The organism is Nostoc spongiaeforme FACHB-130 (genome assembly GCF_014698475.1).
Lineage (GTDB): Bacteria > Cyanobacteriota > Cyanobacteriia > Cyanobacteriales > Nostocaceae > Nostoc_B > Nostoc_B spongiaeforme.
Genome location: NZ_JACJTB010000004.1, coordinates 71473 through 88940, shown reverse-complemented (window position 1 = coordinate 88940; position 17468 = coordinate 71473). Strand labels below are relative to the sequence as shown.

The window sequence follows — 17468 nt, the reverse complement described above, 5'->3', positions numbered from 1 at the left end:
GTATGAGAGGGGATTATTAAGAATTATGTTAACTTATTTTAAGGTATACCAAAATGATGTGTCTGTCATGCTAAAAAGTCTCCTAATTTGTTGAAAATTCGTATGGTAGGGATTATATTGTAGCGACCCTGAAGCTTGCTCAACGGTATGAATGGGGATAATTTCTACCACACTATTAGTGTAGGCGATCGCTTCAAATCCCGTGACTAACTGGGGTGTCCAAGGTTCTTCTCGCACTTGTATCTGCTGATTTTCCAGCCATTGAATAATTTGCGATCGCCCAATTCCGGGTAAAATCCCTACATCTAAGGGCGGTGTCCACCACCTACCATATTGCCATCCCCAAAGATTGCCAGTTGTGGTTTCTAACCAATTACCTGCCCCATCAACTAAAATCGCTTCTTGGGCGGCTAAGTTCTGCACACTATTTTTCGCTAACCAAGCACCTAAATAATTACCTGTTTTATGAGAAGGCAAGTTGCGGGAAAATTCTGGTTGTGCAATGGCGCATTTCACCCCATTTTGTTGCTTTTCTGTTAAATCTACTGGTAAATTTCTGCCAATTATCCATTCCCTACCATCAGGAAACAAGGTAATTCTGAGAACGGGGAAATGTTGGATGAGAATTTGTGCGCCTTGATATATGCGCTGCCAATCTGGTTGTTGCCAAGCAAAGGCTTGTAAACTCAACTTGAGGCGATCGCAGTGTGCCTGCCAGTTGGTTAAACTACTATCGAGAGAATTTTCATAAACCCGCAGTGTAGTAAATACCGTTGCACCATAAAGTAACCCCGGATCGTTAATATCTAATTCTAGGGTTTGAGATTCGATTAATTTACCGTTGTACCAATAAATAACTCCACCCACTTTAGTCAACCCAATTTACTACTTGTACACCAGGAATCTGTCTAAAATGGCGAAGGTTTCTTGTTACTAACGTAGCTTGATTAGAGAGGGCAATACTAGCAATCAATAAATCGGCTCGTCCTATTTTTCGGAATTTCGGGATGATACGTAAACGCTCAAACTGTTCTGATGCGGCTTGACTGACGGGTACAATCAAAAGTTGGCTGAGTAGTTCTTCTGTACGAAATAGAAGAGATTGCGCCTTGAGTAAATCTACTCCTGAATTGGCTTTTAAAAGATATTCAATCCTGCCACGCAAAACTTCTGCTTTCGTAATAATGGTAATGCCAACTTCGGGATCATTTACAGACCTCAAACGCTCAACCACATTAGCATTTCCAGCATAAAGATATGTAAGTGTGTCAGTATCAAGCAGATACATTAACTTTCAGACTCCGCATCAACTTCTGAGCGTCCCCTTGCTTGATAAATAGTGTTTCTCAATTCTGCTATTGAATCATCATCTGCTAAACTTCCTGCTTGTTGCAGAAGAATCGCTCGACTACTTTGATAACGTAGCCAGTCATCAATCGCCACCTTTAAAAATCTCCAGTCATCTTCAATTTTGCGCCCTGGAATATTACCCAAAGTAGCTTGATGCACAACTGTTTCAATGGGTAGTCTTAAATATGCAGAGGCTTCTTCGAGAGTGAGAATATCTGGTAGTGTTAATTGCTCCATAACCCTATTCTCCAGTTTCCGACGAGTTTAGCCAATGACCAAATTCTTCCAGAAAGGAATCGTTTAATATTGCTTGGCGAATCTTCTGAGTGAACCGAATTAGTTCGGTGATATTGTGAATGCTGAGTAAGGTGTAAGCTAAAATTTCTTGCGATCGCACTAAATGGGAAATATACGCCCGACTGAAATTTTGACAAGCGTAACAAGGGCAAGTTTCATCCAATGGTGCAAAATCTTCACGGAACTTAGCATTTTTTAAATTCCAGCGTTCGCCTTGCACCATCGCTGTACCATGTCTCGCCCAACGAGTCGGGATGACGCAATCAAATAAGTCTATCCCAGAAGCGATCGCGATCGCCATTTCGCGGTAAGTCCCCACACCCATCAAATAACGGGGCTTTTCGGGCGGTAGTAGTGGTGCTGTGGCTTGGACAATCTGAGCCATTAATTCTGCGGGTTCGCCCACACTCACACCGCCAATAGCATATCCAGGCAAATCTAACTTAGCCAACTCTACAGCCGCTTGGGAACGCAAATCTAAATACACGCCCCCTTGCACAATTCCAAATAATGCCTGATCTTGGCGTTTATGGGCGACTATACAACGTTCTAGCCAACGGTAAGTCCTTTGAGTAGCTGTTTCTACTTCTTGGCGAGTGGCGGGATAAGGCGGACATTCATCAAATGCCATAATCACATCCGCCCCTAAAGTATTCTGAATCTCTATGGAACGTTCTGGTGTCAAATTGATAATTTGTCCATCATGAGGTGAGCGAAAAGTTACACCTTCCTCAGTTATTTTCCGCATCTCACTCAAGCTGAATACTTGAAAACCACCAGAATCAGTGAGCATCGGCCCATTCCAGCCCATAAACTTATGCAAGCCACCACCGCCAGCTACAATTGCTTCCCCTGGTTGCAAATGCAGGTGGTAAGTATTAGATAATACCATCTGTGCGCCAGTATCTTTTAACTGAGCAGGTGTGACTGTTTTGACATTGGCTAATGTCCCCACAGGCATAAATCTTGGGGTTTCCACAACACCGTGTGGTGTTAAGAATATCCCGGCTCTAGCTTTTGTTTGGCTACAACGAGCTAAGGATTGAAAAGAAAAATTATCGCTCAAAGTAAAAATTAGATAATTATACTAAGTGATTGTCATTGGTGAGTTGTCCTGTGTCCTTGGTTATAGCAATTCTTAATACTATTAGTTCACATCACACAAACCTAAAAATTTGCACCTCTACTAATGACAGATGACCAATGACAAAAAACCATTTTATCTAAAACGAATCAGTGCAGTCATCATCCATTTCTGCATCCCATTTAGCAGAGAGGACTTGTTCCATCATGGCTTCGATGGCGCTGACGTTGAAGGTTTTCTCTCGACGCTCTTGTATAGGGGTTGTGAGGGGTATTAAGCGCAGACACATTCCTTCTTGCATCAAATCAAAGCAAGTTTCTTGTTGGGACAACTGCTTTAATTCAATACAATCAAAACTATACACGTTTAAATAAAGCGCACTGTTAGCTACTAAAGTCGAACGCTGGGGATTAGCGAATACTTCTATGACATCTCCTTCACCCTCGCTGACTACCTGCTCTCCGTGGGTGTACATATAGTGAACTCGACCTAAATCAGAAAGTAATCGCCGCATGTCGAGTTTATTTACAATCACGCCCGTGTCAACAATGCACGGAGCCGGTATCCTGGTATCGGGTAGATGATGACTCATAGGAAATTTAAAGAGAGGAAAAAGATGAGAACACAGCTAAAAAAACTTAAATTAATAGCTTAATTAGTTCCCTACATTTAAAAAATATCAATTTTGTGGCGCGATCGCTTCAATACTCTCGATCTAATTTGTTCGCTAATGAATACACAAAATGCTGTACTAGCTTTACGTTGTTAAATTTATTTTTTTATGTTATCATTGCAAGCTAGAAAAATTAGCTTAACGAGTCCAGCATAACAAAATTTTTCAGCAGAGTCTGTAAACTAATAGCTATCTTATCCAAAGCTTTAAACTTATCTACTAGTGGTTGTACCACAGTAATCAATAATTATCCCTGAATTATCCCTGAAATATTTTCTCGATAAAAGTAACTAAAATGACAAAATTTTTTCAGTGGTGGAAAACATCGCTGTATAACTTTATAGCTAGTGTAATATTTTACAGTACTGTGCCTTTTCCTAATATTAATGGCTTAAATTTTCAGGGAGTATCTCGCTTTGCACCACTAGTAGGGTTAGTAATTGGCGGAATTTTAGGGCTACTTGACACTAGTATGAATTATTTAAGCATCCCAGTATTAACCCGCACAGCTTTAGTTATTTGTGCTGGGATTGCTTTGACTGGAGGATTGCACTTAGATGGTGCAATGGATACATCGGATGGTTTAGCAGTAGGCAATCCCGAAAGGCGGTTGGAAGTGATGACAGATAGTGCCACTGGTGCGTTTGGGGCAATGACAGCGATCGCCATAGTATTATTAAAAACAGTAGCCTTAACAGAAATTGAAGCTCACCGTTGGTTAATCTTAATGGCGGCTTGCGGTTGGGGGCGTTGGGGACAACAACTAGCAATATTGCGATATCCTTACCTGAAACCTACGGGTAAAGGAGCATTTCATAAAGAAGCCATTCGTTCCTATAAAGATGTCCTTCCGGGACTGCTGTTACTGTTGAGTGTGAGTGGTTTACTGTGGTTGATAGATAGCCAGCACTTATTTCTCGCACTAACAATGATACTTGCTGGCAGTGCGATCGCCTTTCTCACAGGTCTATGGTTTAATCACAAATTAGGCGGACACACAGGCGATACCTATGGTGCAGTAGTCGAGTGGACAGAAGCCTTATTTCTCTGTGTGTTAACTGGATTTTAAGGAGAGAAAGAGGCTAGAGGCTATGGTTTAGAGGCTAGACAAGAAAATTTTTGATTTTTTGTAGAAGATTTTTTCATCAATAACTGACTTGATAAAATGCTGAGTGCTGAGGAAAAAATACAAATCTCTAGTCCCTAGCCTCTAGCCCCTTGTTTATACTTACTTAATCGGTTGCAATTTTGTTACCTTCAGTTTAAAGTTTCCCACGCCAGTTTCTCCAAAAGAGCGAACGCGGATAATATATATTCCTGTTTCGTTGATGCGGGTAAATAGTAGAGAGTTACTAGTACCATCGGGGCCATCATCATTTTCAGCCACCGTTGAACCATCTGGTGCTAACAGAGTAATAATGCAGTCAAAGTTTTCCGAAGATAAATCAACGGCTAGATTATCACCTTTATTCAATTTAACTGTATAGTCACGAGCAAATCCACCCTGTCCTGTGGGTATATCTTTTTCCGAGAGTGTATCGGAAAGTTCTGTCAAATTAGTTAACGGAATTGGACTGTACAACTTGCTTTGGGCGAATGCTGCTGTTGCACTGATACTAATTGTCAGAAAAATAGTAGGAACAGTGATGAATCTTTTGAAACTTGCTGTAAAAGCTTTACTCATAATCTCAGACTGTGTTGCCACACACAAGGTATTCGCTTAATTATAGATTTGTCAGATATGACTCGCAGAGGAACTAGTATGTTGGTCTTTGATGGCGATCGCCACCGCAGCTAACCCCAACACGGTAATTCCCGACTGGCTAAGTGTTTGTACGGCAGATTTGGTAGTTGCGCCAGTAGTGTAAATATCATCTATTAACAATACTGGAGTACTGAGACATTGACGACGAAATTCTTTTCCCACAGCAAATGCTTCAGCTAAGTTTTTTTCGCGTTCAGATACCGATAAACCAAACTGCGCTTGAGTTTCCCGCACCCTCTCCAAACCATTTAAATTTAATTTTAACTTAGTTGTCTGGCAGAAGCTTTCAGCAATTAACGCGGCTTGATTATAGCCACGTTGCTTTTGCTTTTGTGGGTGCATGGGTATAGGTACAACTAACAGTTGGGTATGACGCTGAGGTGAGTTTAATAACCATGCTTCACCCAACCATGTACCTAAAATACGGGCAATATTCGGTTGGTTTTCATATTTCATCACAGCGATCGCACGTTTGAGACTTCCACCATACACACCCCAACCAAATATCGGAATTGCACCTTGCCATGATGCAGCAGGATTTTTTTGACCACAGTTGAGTAGTTGTCTAGCACAGTATACACACAAAGTATCAGATGTACTTCGCTGACACAAAGGACAATGGGACTGTAAAAACAGGTTCAGAAAATCTTGAACATGATTCTTCCAATTGGGCATGGAAATTAGTCTAGATATTTAACATACAAGCGATCGCATCGTGCAGTTTCCACACCCGTTTCTGGTTGATAACCATGACTTTCGTATAACTTGACGGCTTCTACTAATATGCTGGCTGTTTCAATCCAAATTTGCTGAAAACCACGGTTAGCGATCGCTGCTTCTAGCTGTTGTAACAAATATTTCCCTAAGCCGATACCCCGGACACTTGGTAAAAGATACATTTTGCGAATTTCCACAGCCTTTTCCCCACGATTTATGGGGTAATATGCCCCAGTACCAACTATCTGGCTTTGGTGTTCAATTACCCAAAACTCACCGCCTGTTGCTAAGTAACATTCTTCTACTTGCAATACATCTCGGTCAGCACCGTTGGGTTCCCAACCCAACCCGTATTCTGATAATACATAACTGATGACTGCGGCCGCCCTGGTGCGATCGCCCTTTTCCCAGTTACGAATTAAGAAATCTCGATAATGTTCTCTCATTCCGATATGTGGGTTAGGTTGAAACAGAAAAACTTTCTGGATATATACCCAATTTACTCACTAGATAGCTATTCTGTCCGAAATAATCTCAGGGTTTACTCTTAATTTATGAGGACTGAGCAAAATCAAAGGTTTGGGAGAGGGTGAAGGGGCAAAATCAAGTCAAAAAATTCTCTTACTTTTGAATTTTGACTTCCCCATAGGGGTGTAGATGTTCAAAACCCTTACACACCATACACCCTCACACCCATTCTTCACAAATAACCTTTGTGCGTAAGTCCTGCCTGTCAAACCTCAGATTTTTCGTATTTATGCCCTATTCCATTTTTCTCCTCTAGTTCAGAAAAATGTCTGTTTTGCAGCACTTCTGTCGCTTTGTCTGCTGGCATTGGTTTATAGAAAAAATAACCTTGGACATCCTCACAATTAATAGATTTTAAGAAATCTAGTTCTTCTTGCTTTTCTACACCTTCAGCCGTGAGTCTTAAGCCTAAACTCCGTCCTAAAGTGACAATTGCTTTCACAATATGAGCTACTCGCACATCTGTGGTTAACTCTTTAATAAAGGAGCGATCAATTTTTAGGTTGTGTAGTGGTAGAAGTTGCAGCCGTGAAAGCGAAGAGTGTCCAGTGCCAAAGTCATCAATGGAAAGATGAACTCCCATTTGTTCTAATTTTTGTAAAACATTTCTGGTAAATTCTAAATCGGCGATCGCTGTTGATTCGGTAATTTCCAACTCCAAAAAATGTGGTTCTAATCCTGTCTCCGCTAGAATTGTAGCCACATCTTCTACTAGCGTAGCTTGCCGAAACTGTTTAGGTGAAAGATTCACCGCCACCGTCAAAGGTGGCAAACCTGCTGCTTGCCAGGCTTTATTTTGTATACAAGCTGTGCGTAATACCCATGCACCAATCGGAATAATTAATCCACTTTCTTCAGCCAAAGGAATAAATATATTCGGTGCGACTAGTCCCATATCTGGGTTTTTCCAGCGCACCAAAGCCTCCATCCCAGTAATTTTGCCAGTCAAAATATTGACACGGGGCTGATAATATACTGTCAATTCTTGTCTTTCTACGGCATAGCGCAAGCTTTTTTCTAAATTGAGCAATTCTGGAGTTTTGGCGCTGAGGGTAGTGGTATAAAACTGATAATTATTTCTACCTTCATCCTTGGCATAATACAGTGCTGCATCTGCATGTTGAATTAAGGTTTCAACATCATGGCTGTGTGCATCAAAAACAGAAATACCGATACTCGCACTGATGTAAAGTTCATGGCCATCAAGACAGAAAATCTTTTCTAAGGATTGCAGGATTCTTTGGGCTACTTGAGCTACTTCATCAAGATATTTAATATGCGGCAGCAAAATTGTAAATTCGTCTCCTCCCCAACGAGCGACAGTATCTCCTTCTCTGAGAGATTCTTTGAGCCTTTGCGCCACAATTTCTAATAATCTGTCCCCGATAGTATGTCCTAATGTATCATTTATCACTTTAAAGCGGTCTAAATCCAGAAACATCACTGCTAAACTTTCACGATTGCGTGTGGCGTTGGATATGGCTTTAGCCAAGATTTCATTAAAAAAGAAACGGTTGGGTAAGCCTGTCAGCATATCGTGGAGTGCTTGGTAGCGGATTTTTTCTTCTACTTGTTGACGCTGCCAAGCACCGCTAATACTAGCCGCCATTGTTAAAAGCGTTGATTCCTCATGTCTTGACCAAGTACGCTCATGAGTACAATCGGCTAAACCAATACAACCCCAAAACTCATCTTCTAGCCGTAAGGGAACTAAAAGCAAGGATTGAATTCCATCTCTTGCTAGTAGCTTTTGTTCTGCTACCGGAAACTCTCGGATATTACCACTAATCGATTTTCCGCAAGAGAGTGTGGCATACCAACGCGCTAGTTCTGAAGATTGATAAAGTTGATTTTGCCAGTGAAAGCGAGATGCAGTTAAATTTGTTCTTGTCCAGATAAATTGCAAGCTAAGGGCTATTTCGCCTGTATCTGAATGGCGATGGTTTTTAAATAAATAGGCGCGATCAGCTTTGGCAGCTTCTCCTAGTACAGCTAAAGCTTTATCTATGCCAGTTTCGTAATTCATTTCCACTAGCAAATAGTTAGCAGCCTCGGCTACTGCTTGCAATAGGCGATCGCGTTGACGCAATTCTGCTTCTGCTTGCTTCTGCTCTGTAATATCCCTAACTATAAATGTTCTAATTAAGTCACTTTCTGGTAAGTAATGGATACATTGTTCAAACACTTCCTGATCAACCGTGATCTCACGGGAAAAGGAATTTAGCTGATGATCTTCCAAGGCATTGAGTAACCCCGTCAGTACAGGATGCTTGTTACCAATTTCTCGAATCTTGGGAAATTTCGCCGATGCAGCAGGATTGAGATAAGTGATTGTTCCTCCCAAATCCATCTCAATAATTGGGTTAGGAATAAGTTCTGGGAACGATGCTAGACGTGCTAGTGCAGTTTCACTGGCTGCTTCAAAGTTAGGATCAACCGCTAAGGTAGGAAAAGGATTGGCGGCATGAGCATGTTCTAAGAGAAAATCTGATATGTTTTCAATATCACCACTTTCGGAAAAAGCTTTTTCCGAAATATGAGAAATCGCATAGTATTTAGCTTGGACTTGATTATTCCCAAAGGCAATCAAATCTCCATGCTGAAGATTATGGGAAACGCATTTCATTCCATTGACGTATAAGCCATTAGTACTAGACTTACCCTTAAAGTTGCCATCAATAATCCGAAAACCATACTGGTCAGTTTCCGGAAGAGTCACACGCAGTAAAATGGCGTGTTGTCTTGATACGGAACGCGATCGCAGCACAATTGCATTTCTGGAATCTCGACCAATGGAATAAGTGGTTTCTTGTAGTGGGATGGTTCTTTGTCCTTGTAAGTCTTGGACAACCAACAGGTGACGTATTTTTTCCCACTCATTTCCTAGCATTGCTCTTCCTCAAAATCTCGTATCCTGGATTGAATGCTGAAAAATCTTACTTGTAGTCACTTGCTTTTCGTTGAATACTTTTCAAGTATCTAGGATAAAATAAAAGTATATTATCTTACATAGCAAAAACACTTATTTTCTTGAGTAAGGCAAATTTACCTTACTTCGAGGTTTTAGTAATCAGATAGTTAAATCAAATTTATAGCAGTAATATACCTAGTAAAATCACTTAAATAACGGGCATTTTTTAATTTTCCTTAATTTTTTGATCAAACGATTGTTTTGTTAACCATAACAGACTGATTCATCTTGACATAGTTGACAGAGATTTGCCAGTCTAATTTTTTTTATCTTGAAAACCCCCAGCATAGTTAATTACACAGATAGTTTTATAGGTTTTATGAGTTCCATAAGCAACACCACTAACTTTAAATGCCGAGTTAAAGATATTGGTGCGATGACCACGTGATGGAACTCCATCATCAATAATTAATTGCATAACAATATCTTGGGCTGTATTCGGGCCGTAGCTGATATTTTCAGCCGCCGTCATCTGCCATTTACCATAGCGATTCAGGCGATCAAAAGGACTGCTCCCATCACTACCATAATGACCTGTAGCACCTTTATTACCTTGGTCTTTGACATGAGATTTTGCCGCTAAAGACATTCCTTTAGATATGCTTAACGCTCCAACAGGTCGTGCTGATTTAAGAAAGGCGATCGCCTCATCAACAGCTTGACTTCCTTCTTGGGTAATTAAGTAAGAATTGGAGGATAATCTAACACGTTTACCTTGAAACTTCTGGCGATAGCTTGCTAAAATCGGGATATATGATTTAGGGTTTCGCCTAACTTTATTTGTCTCACTAATTACTTGTTTTTCTACAAGTGAAAGATAATCTGACTTTGCTGATAAATATAAATGTAAACTGGCTTCTTCATCTAAAATTAAATCTGATTTTGCTAAAGATACACTAGGTTTAAAAATTTGAGTATAACAAGCAGTAATTAAAATGCTAATGATTAATAATGGTAATTTCATGTGTTTGATAATAGCTGCATAAATTCTATATATAAAGTAATTTTTATTACCTGTCACCCTCAAAGATATCTAATAATTAAAGTATAATAAGTCATTTGTCTTACTGAGATGCTCGTTGCCAAGCCACACCCCCTACCCATAAGTAAGAAATTCGGGACTAGAAGTAGCTAGTCGAGGACTGATGCTAGAACCAAAAATTAATGACAGCACTCTCATGGGCAAATCAGGTAAAGTAAAGATAAGTAAAGAAAGTGCTTGAATCATAAATGGCCGCTCTACCCTTACAGGAAATTTCTGCTCAGTTAGAAAGTTCAAATTTACGCGATCGCATGGTTGCACTGGCCAGTCTGCGCGATGTCCCTGCTGAAGATGCAGTCCCTTTAATTAAAAAAGTCTTAGATGACGATTCTCTGCAACTGCGTTCTATGGCTATCTTTGCCTTGGGAGTCAAGCAAACTGATGAATGCTACGCTATTTTGGTCAGAATTTTGCAAACCGACCCCGATTATGGCATTCGTGCTGATGCTGCTGGTGCATTGGGCTATTTAGGTGATATTAGAGCATTTGAGGCATTAGCTAGGGCATTTTATGAAGATACTGATTGGCTAGTCCGCTTTAGTGCAGCTGTTGCTTTAGGCAATCTTAAAGATCCACGCGCCCGTCAAATTCTCTTACAGGCTTTGGATAGTAGTGAAGCGGTTTTACAAGAAGCCGCGATTTCTGCACTCGGTGAAATTGGCGACTTAGAAGCAGTTGATAGTATTCTCAAATTTGCTCAATCAGATGATTGGTTAGTTAGACAACGGCTGGCAGAAGCTCTGGGCAATCTGCCAACTCCTAAGAGTATCTCCGCTTTAAAATATTTAGAGAAAGATAGTCATCCTAACGTTGCCGAAGCAGCAAGCGTCTGTCTCAAGCGAATTGAAGAAAAAGGGCAGCAAGCATAAAATTTCCTTCTCCTGCTACCTTTTAATAATAAGAGGGACTTTTAGTATTTTGATGCAGGGTAATTTCATTCATGAATATTGAAGAGTTTTTTGAATTAAGTGCTGGTAAATGGTTTTCACACCGCACTAGCCATCACTTAGCATTTAAACAGTCTGAAGATGGCAAATCAGATATTGTAATTGAGATGTTGGCAGCAGATCATCCAGAAGTGATCAAACTTTGTGAACAGTACGAAGTCAACCCCAGTGAAGCTACCTGTGGTGCGAGAGTCACTTGGAACGGGACAATGGAATGGGATGAAGAAAAACACACAGGTTCAACTGTGCTAGTTACTATACCCGATGCTGATAATCCCAATGAAGGTAGATTACTGCGCGAGATGGGTTATGCCGAAAAAGCTCCTGTTGCTGGGCGTTACAAAATGGGTAGTGATGACGCATTGACTTTAACCACAGAATACGAAACTATGTGGTCTGAAGAACGCCTGTGGTTTGCCAGTCCCAATTTAAGAATGCGCGTGAGTATTCTTAAACGCTTTGGTGGCTTTAGTATGGCTTCCTTTACTTCAGAAATTCGGATGGGTGGTGCTTCATCTGCGGCAAAAGCAGCAGAAGTTAGTAATTCAGCTTCATAGAAAAAGAGAGACGTGCAACATTGCACGTCTCTCTTTTTCTAACTGGAATATTCATAAATGCTTGTTTGTGATAAATTACGAATTTTCAAGCCATAATTTTTATACCAATTCTGTATGAAGTTCCGCTTAATAAGAAACTAACCGCAAAGTACGCAAATAGAGGAATAAGGGAGAGTTTGGCGCAGCTTTACAAAGAAACGGTATTACTTGCCGATCGCTCCCAATGCTTTGAGGTTGGCTTTTTGTCCCTCAGAAATGCCTGTCACCCCGGTAATATTTATGCCTTCGTAGGGAAGATGCCTGCTTAAAGTTTGCACAGTTTTACCTGTTTGCACATCGTAAATTTGAATTGGTTGTTCTAAAAATGCGATCGCCAGCAAGTCCTTGACTGGATGCCAATGCACCGACATTCCGTGATTTTTGCCCTGAATAATCTGTTCACAGTCACCCGTGCTAACATTCCAGATTCTCACTGTTTTACCAGTACAGGTACTTGCGATTTTGTTGCCATCGGCACTCCACGCCACTGAATAAACGCGAACATTTGTATGCCCCAGGAAGGTTTTTAAACACTCTCCAGAGGCCACATCCCAAAGTTGAACTATACCCTCGTAGTCTCCACTGACCAAAGTTTTGCCATCTGGACTAACAGCAATGCTACCAACGTAACGACCCACAGAAATGACGAGGGAACAAACACCCAGGCTTAAATCCCAAAACCGAATAGTTCCATCTAAACCACCACTGGCAACCTGATTACCAACAGAAGACCAAGCAACGGAATTTACCTGACTACTATGCCCGGACAGCGTTAATAAACATTGCCCAGAATGAACATCCCAAAGTTTCACCGTTCCATCACTGGCGCAGCTAATCAGACAATTTTCATCCCGACCCCAGGCAACTCCCCTTACCCAACCCTGATGTCCCTGCAACACCTGTAAGCATTGCCCCGTCTGCACATCCCAAATGCGAACAGTGGTATCTGCACTGCCACTTGCCATCAAGTTTTCGTCTGGACTCCAGGCAACAAACATCACTTCGTTGGTATGCCCGTAAAAGACTCTCAGACGTTCCCCTGTGTGACCATCCCACAGTTGCACAGTATGGTTGGTGCTGGCAGTCAACAGACAAATGCCATCGTTGCTCCACCGGACACACCAGGAAGAATTACTGTAGCCGCGCAACGTTTTGACACATTGTCCCGTTTGCGTATTCCACAATTTAACCACCTGATCGAAAGATGAGGTGACAAGGGTTCTGCTATTAGGACTCCAAGAGATTGACCAAACCCAGTTTTCATGTCCCTGCAAAACTTTTAGACATTGCAGAGAGCAATCCCACAGGTTGACAACATAACCATTCATATTTGCTCCTGCTAGCCTCTCGCCATCTGGACTCCAGGTTAGCTGATTAAAAGGCTCTTGGCGGTTAACTGCTAAACATTCTCCTGTTTGCCAATCCCAAACTTTGACGGTTTTATCATATCCACTATTGGCGACGATTCTGCCATTGGGATGCACTGCCACAGACAAAATCCAATTATCATCGTCTGAAATTACGCGAATGCACTCGCCAGTTACCACATCCCAAAATTTAATTTTGCCATCCGTATAGCCTGCTGCCAGCACTGCCCCATCCGGTAGCCATGCTAGACTCGGAATCCAACTACTGCGATCGCCAGAGTTGTTTCCAAGCTCAGTCAAACGCTCTCCGGTTGTAGCATTCCAAACCACCAGCAACGACTGTTGCCCTCCACAGGCTACATACTTACCATCGGGACTCCAGGCTAATGCCAAAATGCAACTGTTATAGCCGTGCAAGTCCCGCAGTTTTTGACCAGTGCGGGCATCCCAAAGGCTAACCGCCTGATCAACACCAGTAGCTAACATTGTGCCATCAGGATGCCAATCAGCCCCCATAACCCAGCCTTGATGTGCCTGGATCGACATTAATGGCTGTATCCCTTCCACCTGCCAAATATGCAGTTCTCCTTTGGTATCTCCGACAGCAAACTGCTGCCCATCAGGACTAAATTTTCCCGACATTCCACTCGTGAAGACTTGAGTAAAGGTAGATTCAGCAAAATGAGCAAATTGAAAATTGACATCTTTTAACCGCACCCCCCGGAAATCTGCGTGGCGAATTTTCAGATGGGAAAAGTCATAGCCAGTCAGGTCAATTTGCAGGCGCAGACACAGGTTAATAAAGTTTCCCACTCCATAACCAAAGGTTGATTTTGAATCAGTACGTAATGCCAGCAAAACCGATTGCAAATGCTGCTCTAATCGTTGATAATTATGATGAAATGCAGCTTTTAATTGTTCAATGAGTGAGTGCAAAATTAAGCGAATTTGACTTTCGCGGATATATTCTAAAACAGTTGTTTTTAAAAGTGCATAATGATTAAAAAATGAGGTTTTAACTATTAATAATTCCGTGGTAAGTTGATGAATTAAACAGTCTGTGACATATTCCATAATCACCGGCTGTTGGGTATATTCCCCCGATCGCTTTTCGATTAAACTGCGCCAGGTGAGCGATTCCAGGGACTCTAACAAACTGGCACGATAAACCGCAGGCACAATATCGGCTTGTAGTTGGGCGATCGCCGTCCATTCTCGATTAATTGCCAACCAATACATAATGGTCTGCTCTAGGGGCGATAAACGCTGAAATTGTTGATCAAGCAAGTGGCGAATTCCATTAAATATCGGGGTTTGTGTTTGCAAAAAAACAGCAATTTCCCCATCAAATAAACTTTGAATTGAGGTAGCAACCATTTTCAATGCCAGGGGATTGCAACGATACAATTCGCACAGGTGGCGTTTTTCAGCCTCGCTTCCCACTAGTCCCTTAGCGTCAATTAATGCTAGGGATGCTTCCCAGGAACCTTTCAGAGAAAGCGATCGCACTCCGCCGTTCCAATCTTCAAACAATGCCACTTCCGCAGATTTCTCACGACTGGTCAGGAGAATACAACTTTGATGATTCGCCTCCCCCAGCAACCGAAACAAGTCACCATAGTTGGTAAAATTGGGTTGATAATTGCCAGCGATCTGACCTGGTTGTAAGAGAGTATCTTGATTATCGAAAATCACCAGACAGCGATGAGTTTGCAGCCAGTACAGCAACCGTTCTGGTTTTGCTTGGATGTCTTGTTGCTGGGAAAGGAAAGGTACTAGTTCAGCCAACAAAGTTTCTAAAGGTGGGGCGTTACGGAGACTGCGCCAAATTACAAACTCAAAGTCTGCTTGTACCAATTGCGAGACTTTGGCAGCCAAAGCACTTTTACCAATACCGCCCATTCCCACCAACGCAATCAAACGACAGCGTTCTGCAATTATCCAATGAGTCAGCTTTTCTATTTCCTCCCCACGACCGCAGAAATAAGAAACATTAATCGCCTCACCCCAATCTACAGAACGTTGGTTTTGCGGTTGGCGATCGGGGATTGGGGGAGTAAATTGGGACAGAATACCGCGCAGATTTGTTTTGTTAATTTTGCGACCCAGTGCATAACTCAGGAACTGCCAGAATTTAGGGCCAACATCTCGCTGTAAGTAGTTAATAGAGTAGCCAGAGCGATCGGCAATCTGCTCATAGGTCAAGTTATTCCAGGCACCGAACAAAAGCGCAATTTCCACCTCAGTGAGGGTTCTAGCGAGTTTTTCATTGACAGTATGATTGGCGATCGCTAGTGCCTGTGCAAACTCCATACGTTTTTAAATGAAGATAATCAAGTATTAATTTTCATCAAACCATACTTTACATACTTTAACTCCATACTTTTCTGTAAAGACAGATATCAAAAGCTTATGTATGAGATTGAGAAAGAGATCGCTTCACCGACAATCAGGAAGCGATCTCTTATTTCAACTACTTGCAAAGAATTTTAGCCATTACCCTCATTAACAGTCGGGTACAATTAGCACATTTGCTTGTAGCAACACCCTTCGTTCTTCCACACGTTCCGGACGATTCATCTGTAACAATCGCACCGTCACCCGTGCGATCGCAGTCAACGGCTGAATTTCACCATCTTTTAACTGAAAATGGTCGCACCAGCGATCTTGACGCGGCTGATACAATCTCACAATTTCTCCATTGCTGGGATCGATTGATGTCAGGTCGCTGCCCTTATACTTGTTGCAAATTGTACAGGCCAGTGCCAAATTAGTTTCGTCTGTTTGTCCGCCATGCTTTTCGGCAATTACATGATCGACTTCATGAGGCACAAGCACCGCAATTTCCGGCATTAAGCAATACTCACAAGCATGATTAGCGCGATTACAAACTAAGCGTCTGAGTGCCGCAGAGATGTATGTTTTGCTCATCCGTTACAATGCCTTTAGCTTGAGCAATGCTTTCGCCTTAGCCATCCGCACTAAATGTTCAACATATTCATATTGCTGCCAAGCTTGTTCTTCTTGGGCTGTTAATCCAACCGTCCTATTTTTTTCTAACAAGCTGGCGATTTGCTGTTGTAACGCCTCAGAAGGCTGCAATGCCAAAATTTCTTCCAAAGAGGGGAGATTTGCTAAAAATTCCAACACTTCTGTCAACCCAGAAAATCCAGATTGACCAATTGCGTTCCATTCTCGCAATCCCAATTCTAAAATCTGGGGTAATTGGTCTTGTAGTGGACTCAGCCGGAGTGCCAACTCATCGGGAATGTCAACTCTAATCTGCATGATATGGCGTTTAGGGCTTGTAGAAGATACTCCTGATTTTAGCCCATCTCACCGATTCTCTGGGTTAAATTGGTTTTGCGTTAGCGTAGCTTACCGCAGGTATCGCCAATTTTGTTATTGAAAGCATGATTGGCGATCGCTGTTTGGGTAGCTTAGGGGTCGAGCAATTTTGTTATTGATAACATGGTGAGTGATCGCCTGTGCCTGTTTAAACTCCATAGATTTTCTAGCTTCAGCAAAGTATACATTTTCATCAAACCATACTTTTCATACTTCAACTCCATACTTTTCTGTAAAGACTGCACCTCGGAGTTTTGATAGTGTTTTAAACAACTCAAAGCATTGAGATTTCTGAGGTTTACGAACCTGAGAATCATTATGAAAGTCGAAACTCATTAATTAGTTTTGATCCCTTTTTGAAATCTAAAGGATATTTATGATGATGATGTCTTCCTCAATTACTCCATCTATCGATGATGTTAAGAGTTTGACCAGGAAAAGTTTTGAAGGCAAAGTCAGCCCCGATAAACTCGATACATTTCTGTCCTCTCTTGAAGCAAACTATCCTTAATTGAAGAAACTCTAGAACAACTTGTTGCAGATCCTTTCCATCCTAAGTTGAAAATTCATAAGCTTTCAGGCGAGTTTGCTGGTATTTGGACTTGTTCCATCGACTACAGCTATCGCATTCTTTTTGAATTTGTGGCTAACCAAGAAGAAGGCAAAGAAGACGCAATTCTCTTGCTAAATTTGGGTGATCGTGATGATGTGTATTAGTGCGATCGCCAATTCTCTAGAATACTTTAGCGGCGAGAGTACGGCATCGCCGAATTGATTAATTAG

The 17468-nt window shown here is 41.6% G+C and carries 18 protein-coding genes; 4 read left to right on the top strand and 14 right to left on the bottom strand.

Features of this window, described 5'->3' with window-relative positions; genetic code table 11:
- Positions 1-33: 33 nt before the first annotated feature.
- The 5 genes from H6G74_RS05755 to H6G74_RS05735 form a co-directional block, all read right to left on the bottom strand.
- Entirely contained in the window at positions 34-855 is an 822-nt protein-coding gene (locus tag H6G74_RS05755) for an aminotransferase class IV (RefSeq protein WP_190966882.1), read from the bottom strand.
- Between the two features lie 13 nt (positions 856-868).
- Positions 869-1288, bottom strand: a complete 420-nt coding sequence (locus tag H6G74_RS05750) for a type II toxin-antitoxin system VapC family toxin (RefSeq protein ID WP_190966765.1) — start codon at positions 1286-1288, stop codon at positions 869-871.
- Positions 1288-1587 carry a helix-turn-helix domain-containing protein gene (locus H6G74_RS05745; RefSeq protein WP_190966764.1) on the bottom strand — a complete coding sequence of 100 codons (300 nt, stop codon included), beginning with the start codon at positions 1585-1587 and terminating at the stop codon, positions 1288-1290. The genes H6G74_RS05750 and H6G74_RS05745 overlap by 1 nt, the downstream gene beginning before the upstream one ends.
- Positions 1588-1591: 4 nt before the next feature.
- A complete protein-coding gene (tgt, locus tag H6G74_RS05740) occupies positions 1592-2713 on the bottom strand; it encodes a tRNA guanosine(34) transglycosylase Tgt (RefSeq protein ID WP_190966763.1) in 1122 nt (373 codons plus the stop codon).
- 157 nt (positions 2714-2870) lie between these two features.
- Complete coding sequence (locus H6G74_RS05735) at positions 2871-3323, bottom strand: hypothetical protein (RefSeq protein WP_190966762.1); 453 nt, start codon at positions 3321-3323, stop codon at positions 2871-2873.
- Between the two features lie 376 nt (positions 3324-3699).
- Between H6G74_RS05735 and cobS the strand changes: the two genes are divergently transcribed.
- A complete protein-coding gene (gene cobS, locus H6G74_RS05730) occupies positions 3700-4473 on the top strand; it encodes an adenosylcobinamide-GDP ribazoletransferase (protein ID WP_190966761.1) in 774 nt (257 codons plus the stop codon).
- 159 nt (positions 4474-4632) lie between these two features.
- Here cobS and H6G74_RS05725 read toward each other — a convergent pair whose 3' ends face one another.
- The 6 genes from H6G74_RS05725 to H6G74_RS31465 all read right to left on the bottom strand — a co-directional run bounded on the left by H6G74_RS05725 (position 4633) and on the right by H6G74_RS31465 (position 10613).
- A complete protein-coding gene (locus H6G74_RS05725; RefSeq protein WP_190966760.1) occupies positions 4633-5088 on the bottom strand; it encodes a PPC domain-containing protein in 456 nt (151 codons plus the stop codon).
- A gap of 51 nt (positions 5089-5139) precedes the next feature.
- Positions 5140-5844 (bottom strand): ComF family protein, encoded by a 705-nt coding sequence (locus H6G74_RS05720; RefSeq protein WP_190966759.1) that lies wholly within the window; start codon positions 5842-5844, stop codon positions 5140-5142.
- 5 nt (positions 5845-5849) lie between these two features.
- Positions 5850-6332 carry a GNAT family N-acetyltransferase gene (locus tag H6G74_RS05715; protein ID WP_190966758.1) on the bottom strand — a complete coding sequence of 161 codons (483 nt, stop codon included), beginning with the start codon at positions 6330-6332 and terminating at the stop codon, positions 5850-5852.
- A gap of 287 nt (positions 6333-6619) precedes the next feature.
- Entirely contained in the window at positions 6620-9304 is a 2685-nt protein-coding gene (locus tag H6G74_RS05710; protein ID WP_190966757.1) for an EAL domain-containing protein, read from the bottom strand.
- A gap of 337 nt (positions 9305-9641) precedes the next feature.
- Positions 9642-10349 (bottom strand): CAP domain-containing protein, encoded by a 708-nt coding sequence (locus H6G74_RS05705; RefSeq protein ID WP_190966756.1) that lies wholly within the window; start codon positions 10347-10349, stop codon positions 9642-9644.
- 132 nt (positions 10350-10481) lie between these two features.
- Complete coding sequence (locus H6G74_RS31465) at positions 10482-10613, bottom strand: hypothetical protein (protein WP_277927130.1); 132 nt, start codon at positions 10611-10613, stop codon at positions 10482-10484.
- Positions 10614-10615: 2 nt separating this feature from the next.
- Between H6G74_RS31465 and H6G74_RS05700 the strand changes: the two genes are divergently transcribed.
- Positions 10616-11296 (top strand): HEAT repeat domain-containing protein, encoded by a 681-nt coding sequence (locus H6G74_RS05700; RefSeq protein ID WP_190966755.1) that lies wholly within the window; start codon positions 10616-10618, stop codon positions 11294-11296.
- A 71-nt stretch (positions 11297-11367) separates the two neighbouring features.
- Complete coding sequence (locus H6G74_RS05695) at positions 11368-11931, top strand: phycobiliprotein lyase (RefSeq protein WP_190966754.1); 564 nt, start codon at positions 11368-11370, stop codon at positions 11929-11931.
- 203 nt (positions 11932-12134) lie between these two features.
- On the opposite strand, the gene H6G74_RS05690 is transcribed toward H6G74_RS05695, so the two are convergent.
- The 3 genes from H6G74_RS05690 to H6G74_RS05680 form a co-directional block, all read right to left on the bottom strand.
- A complete protein-coding gene (locus tag H6G74_RS05690) occupies positions 12135-15650 on the bottom strand; it encodes a WD40 domain-containing protein (RefSeq protein ID WP_190966753.1) in 3516 nt (1171 codons plus the stop codon).
- A 192-nt stretch (positions 15651-15842) separates the two neighbouring features.
- Positions 15843-16268 carry an HNH endonuclease gene (locus tag H6G74_RS05685; RefSeq protein WP_190966752.1) on the bottom strand — a complete coding sequence of 142 codons (426 nt, stop codon included), beginning with the start codon at positions 16266-16268 and terminating at the stop codon, positions 15843-15845.
- A gap of 3 nt (positions 16269-16271) precedes the next feature.
- Complete coding sequence (locus tag H6G74_RS05680; RefSeq protein WP_190966751.1) at positions 16272-16625, bottom strand: hypothetical protein; 354 nt, start codon at positions 16623-16625, stop codon at positions 16272-16274.
- Positions 16626-17195: 570 nt separating this feature from the next.
- Here H6G74_RS05680 and H6G74_RS05675 point away from each other — a divergent pair.
- Entirely contained in the window at positions 17196-17402 is a 207-nt protein-coding gene (locus H6G74_RS05675) for a type II toxin-antitoxin system RelE/ParE family toxin (protein WP_190966881.1), read from the top strand.
- The last annotated feature ends 66 nt before the right edge of the window (positions 17403-17468 follow it).

Bases quoted from the DNA above. Each gene is read 5' to 3' on its own strand.
- H6G74_RS05750 (WP_190966765.1), bottom strand. From the start codon at position 1,288: ATGTATCTGCTTGATACTGACACACTTACATATCTTTATGCTGGAAAT.
- H6G74_RS05745 (WP_190966764.1), bottom strand. From the start codon at position 1,587: ATGGAGCAATTAACACTACCAGATATTCTCACTCTCGAAGAAGCCTCT.
- H6G74_RS05735 (WP_190966762.1), bottom strand. From the start codon at position 3,323: ATGAGTCATCATCTACCCGATACCAGGATACCGGCTCCGTGCATTGTT.
- cobS (WP_190966761.1), top strand. From the start codon at position 3,700: ATGACAAAATTTTTTCAGTGGTGGAAAACATCGCTGTATAACTTTATA.
- H6G74_RS05725 (WP_190966760.1), bottom strand. From the start codon at position 5,088: ATGAGTAAAGCTTTTACAGCAAGTTTCAAAAGATTCATCACTGTTCCT.
- H6G74_RS05720 (WP_190966759.1), bottom strand. From the start codon at position 5,844: ATGCCCAATTGGAAGAATCATGTTCAAGATTTTCTGAACCTGTTTTTA.
- H6G74_RS05715 (WP_190966758.1), bottom strand. From the start codon at position 6,332: ATGAGAGAACATTATCGAGATTTCTTAATTCGTAACTGGGAAAAGGGC.
- H6G74_RS05710 (WP_190966757.1), bottom strand. From the start codon at position 9,304: ATGCTAGGAAATGAGTGGGAAAAAATACGTCACCTGTTGGTTGTCCAA.
- H6G74_RS05705 (WP_190966756.1), bottom strand. From the start codon at position 10,349: ATGAAATTACCATTATTAATCATTAGCATTTTAATTACTGCTTGTTAT.
- H6G74_RS31465 (WP_277927130.1), bottom strand. From the start codon at position 10,613: ATGATTCAAGCACTTTCTTTACTTATCTTTACTTTACCTGATTTGCCC.
- H6G74_RS05700 (WP_190966755.1), top strand. From the start codon at position 10,616: ATGGCCGCTCTACCCTTACAGGAAATTTCTGCTCAGTTAGAAAGTTCA.
- H6G74_RS05695 (WP_190966754.1), top strand. From the start codon at position 11,368: ATGAATATTGAAGAGTTTTTTGAATTAAGTGCTGGTAAATGGTTTTCA.
- H6G74_RS05690 (WP_190966753.1), bottom strand. From the start codon at position 15,650: ATGGAGTTTGCACAGGCACTAGCGATCGCCAATCATACTGTCAATGAA.
- H6G74_RS05685 (WP_190966752.1), bottom strand. From the start codon at position 16,268: ATGAGCAAAACATACATCTCTGCGGCACTCAGACGCTTAGTTTGTAAT.
- H6G74_RS05680 (WP_190966751.1), bottom strand. From the start codon at position 16,625: ATGCAGATTAGAGTTGACATTCCCGATGAGTTGGCACTCCGGCTGAGT.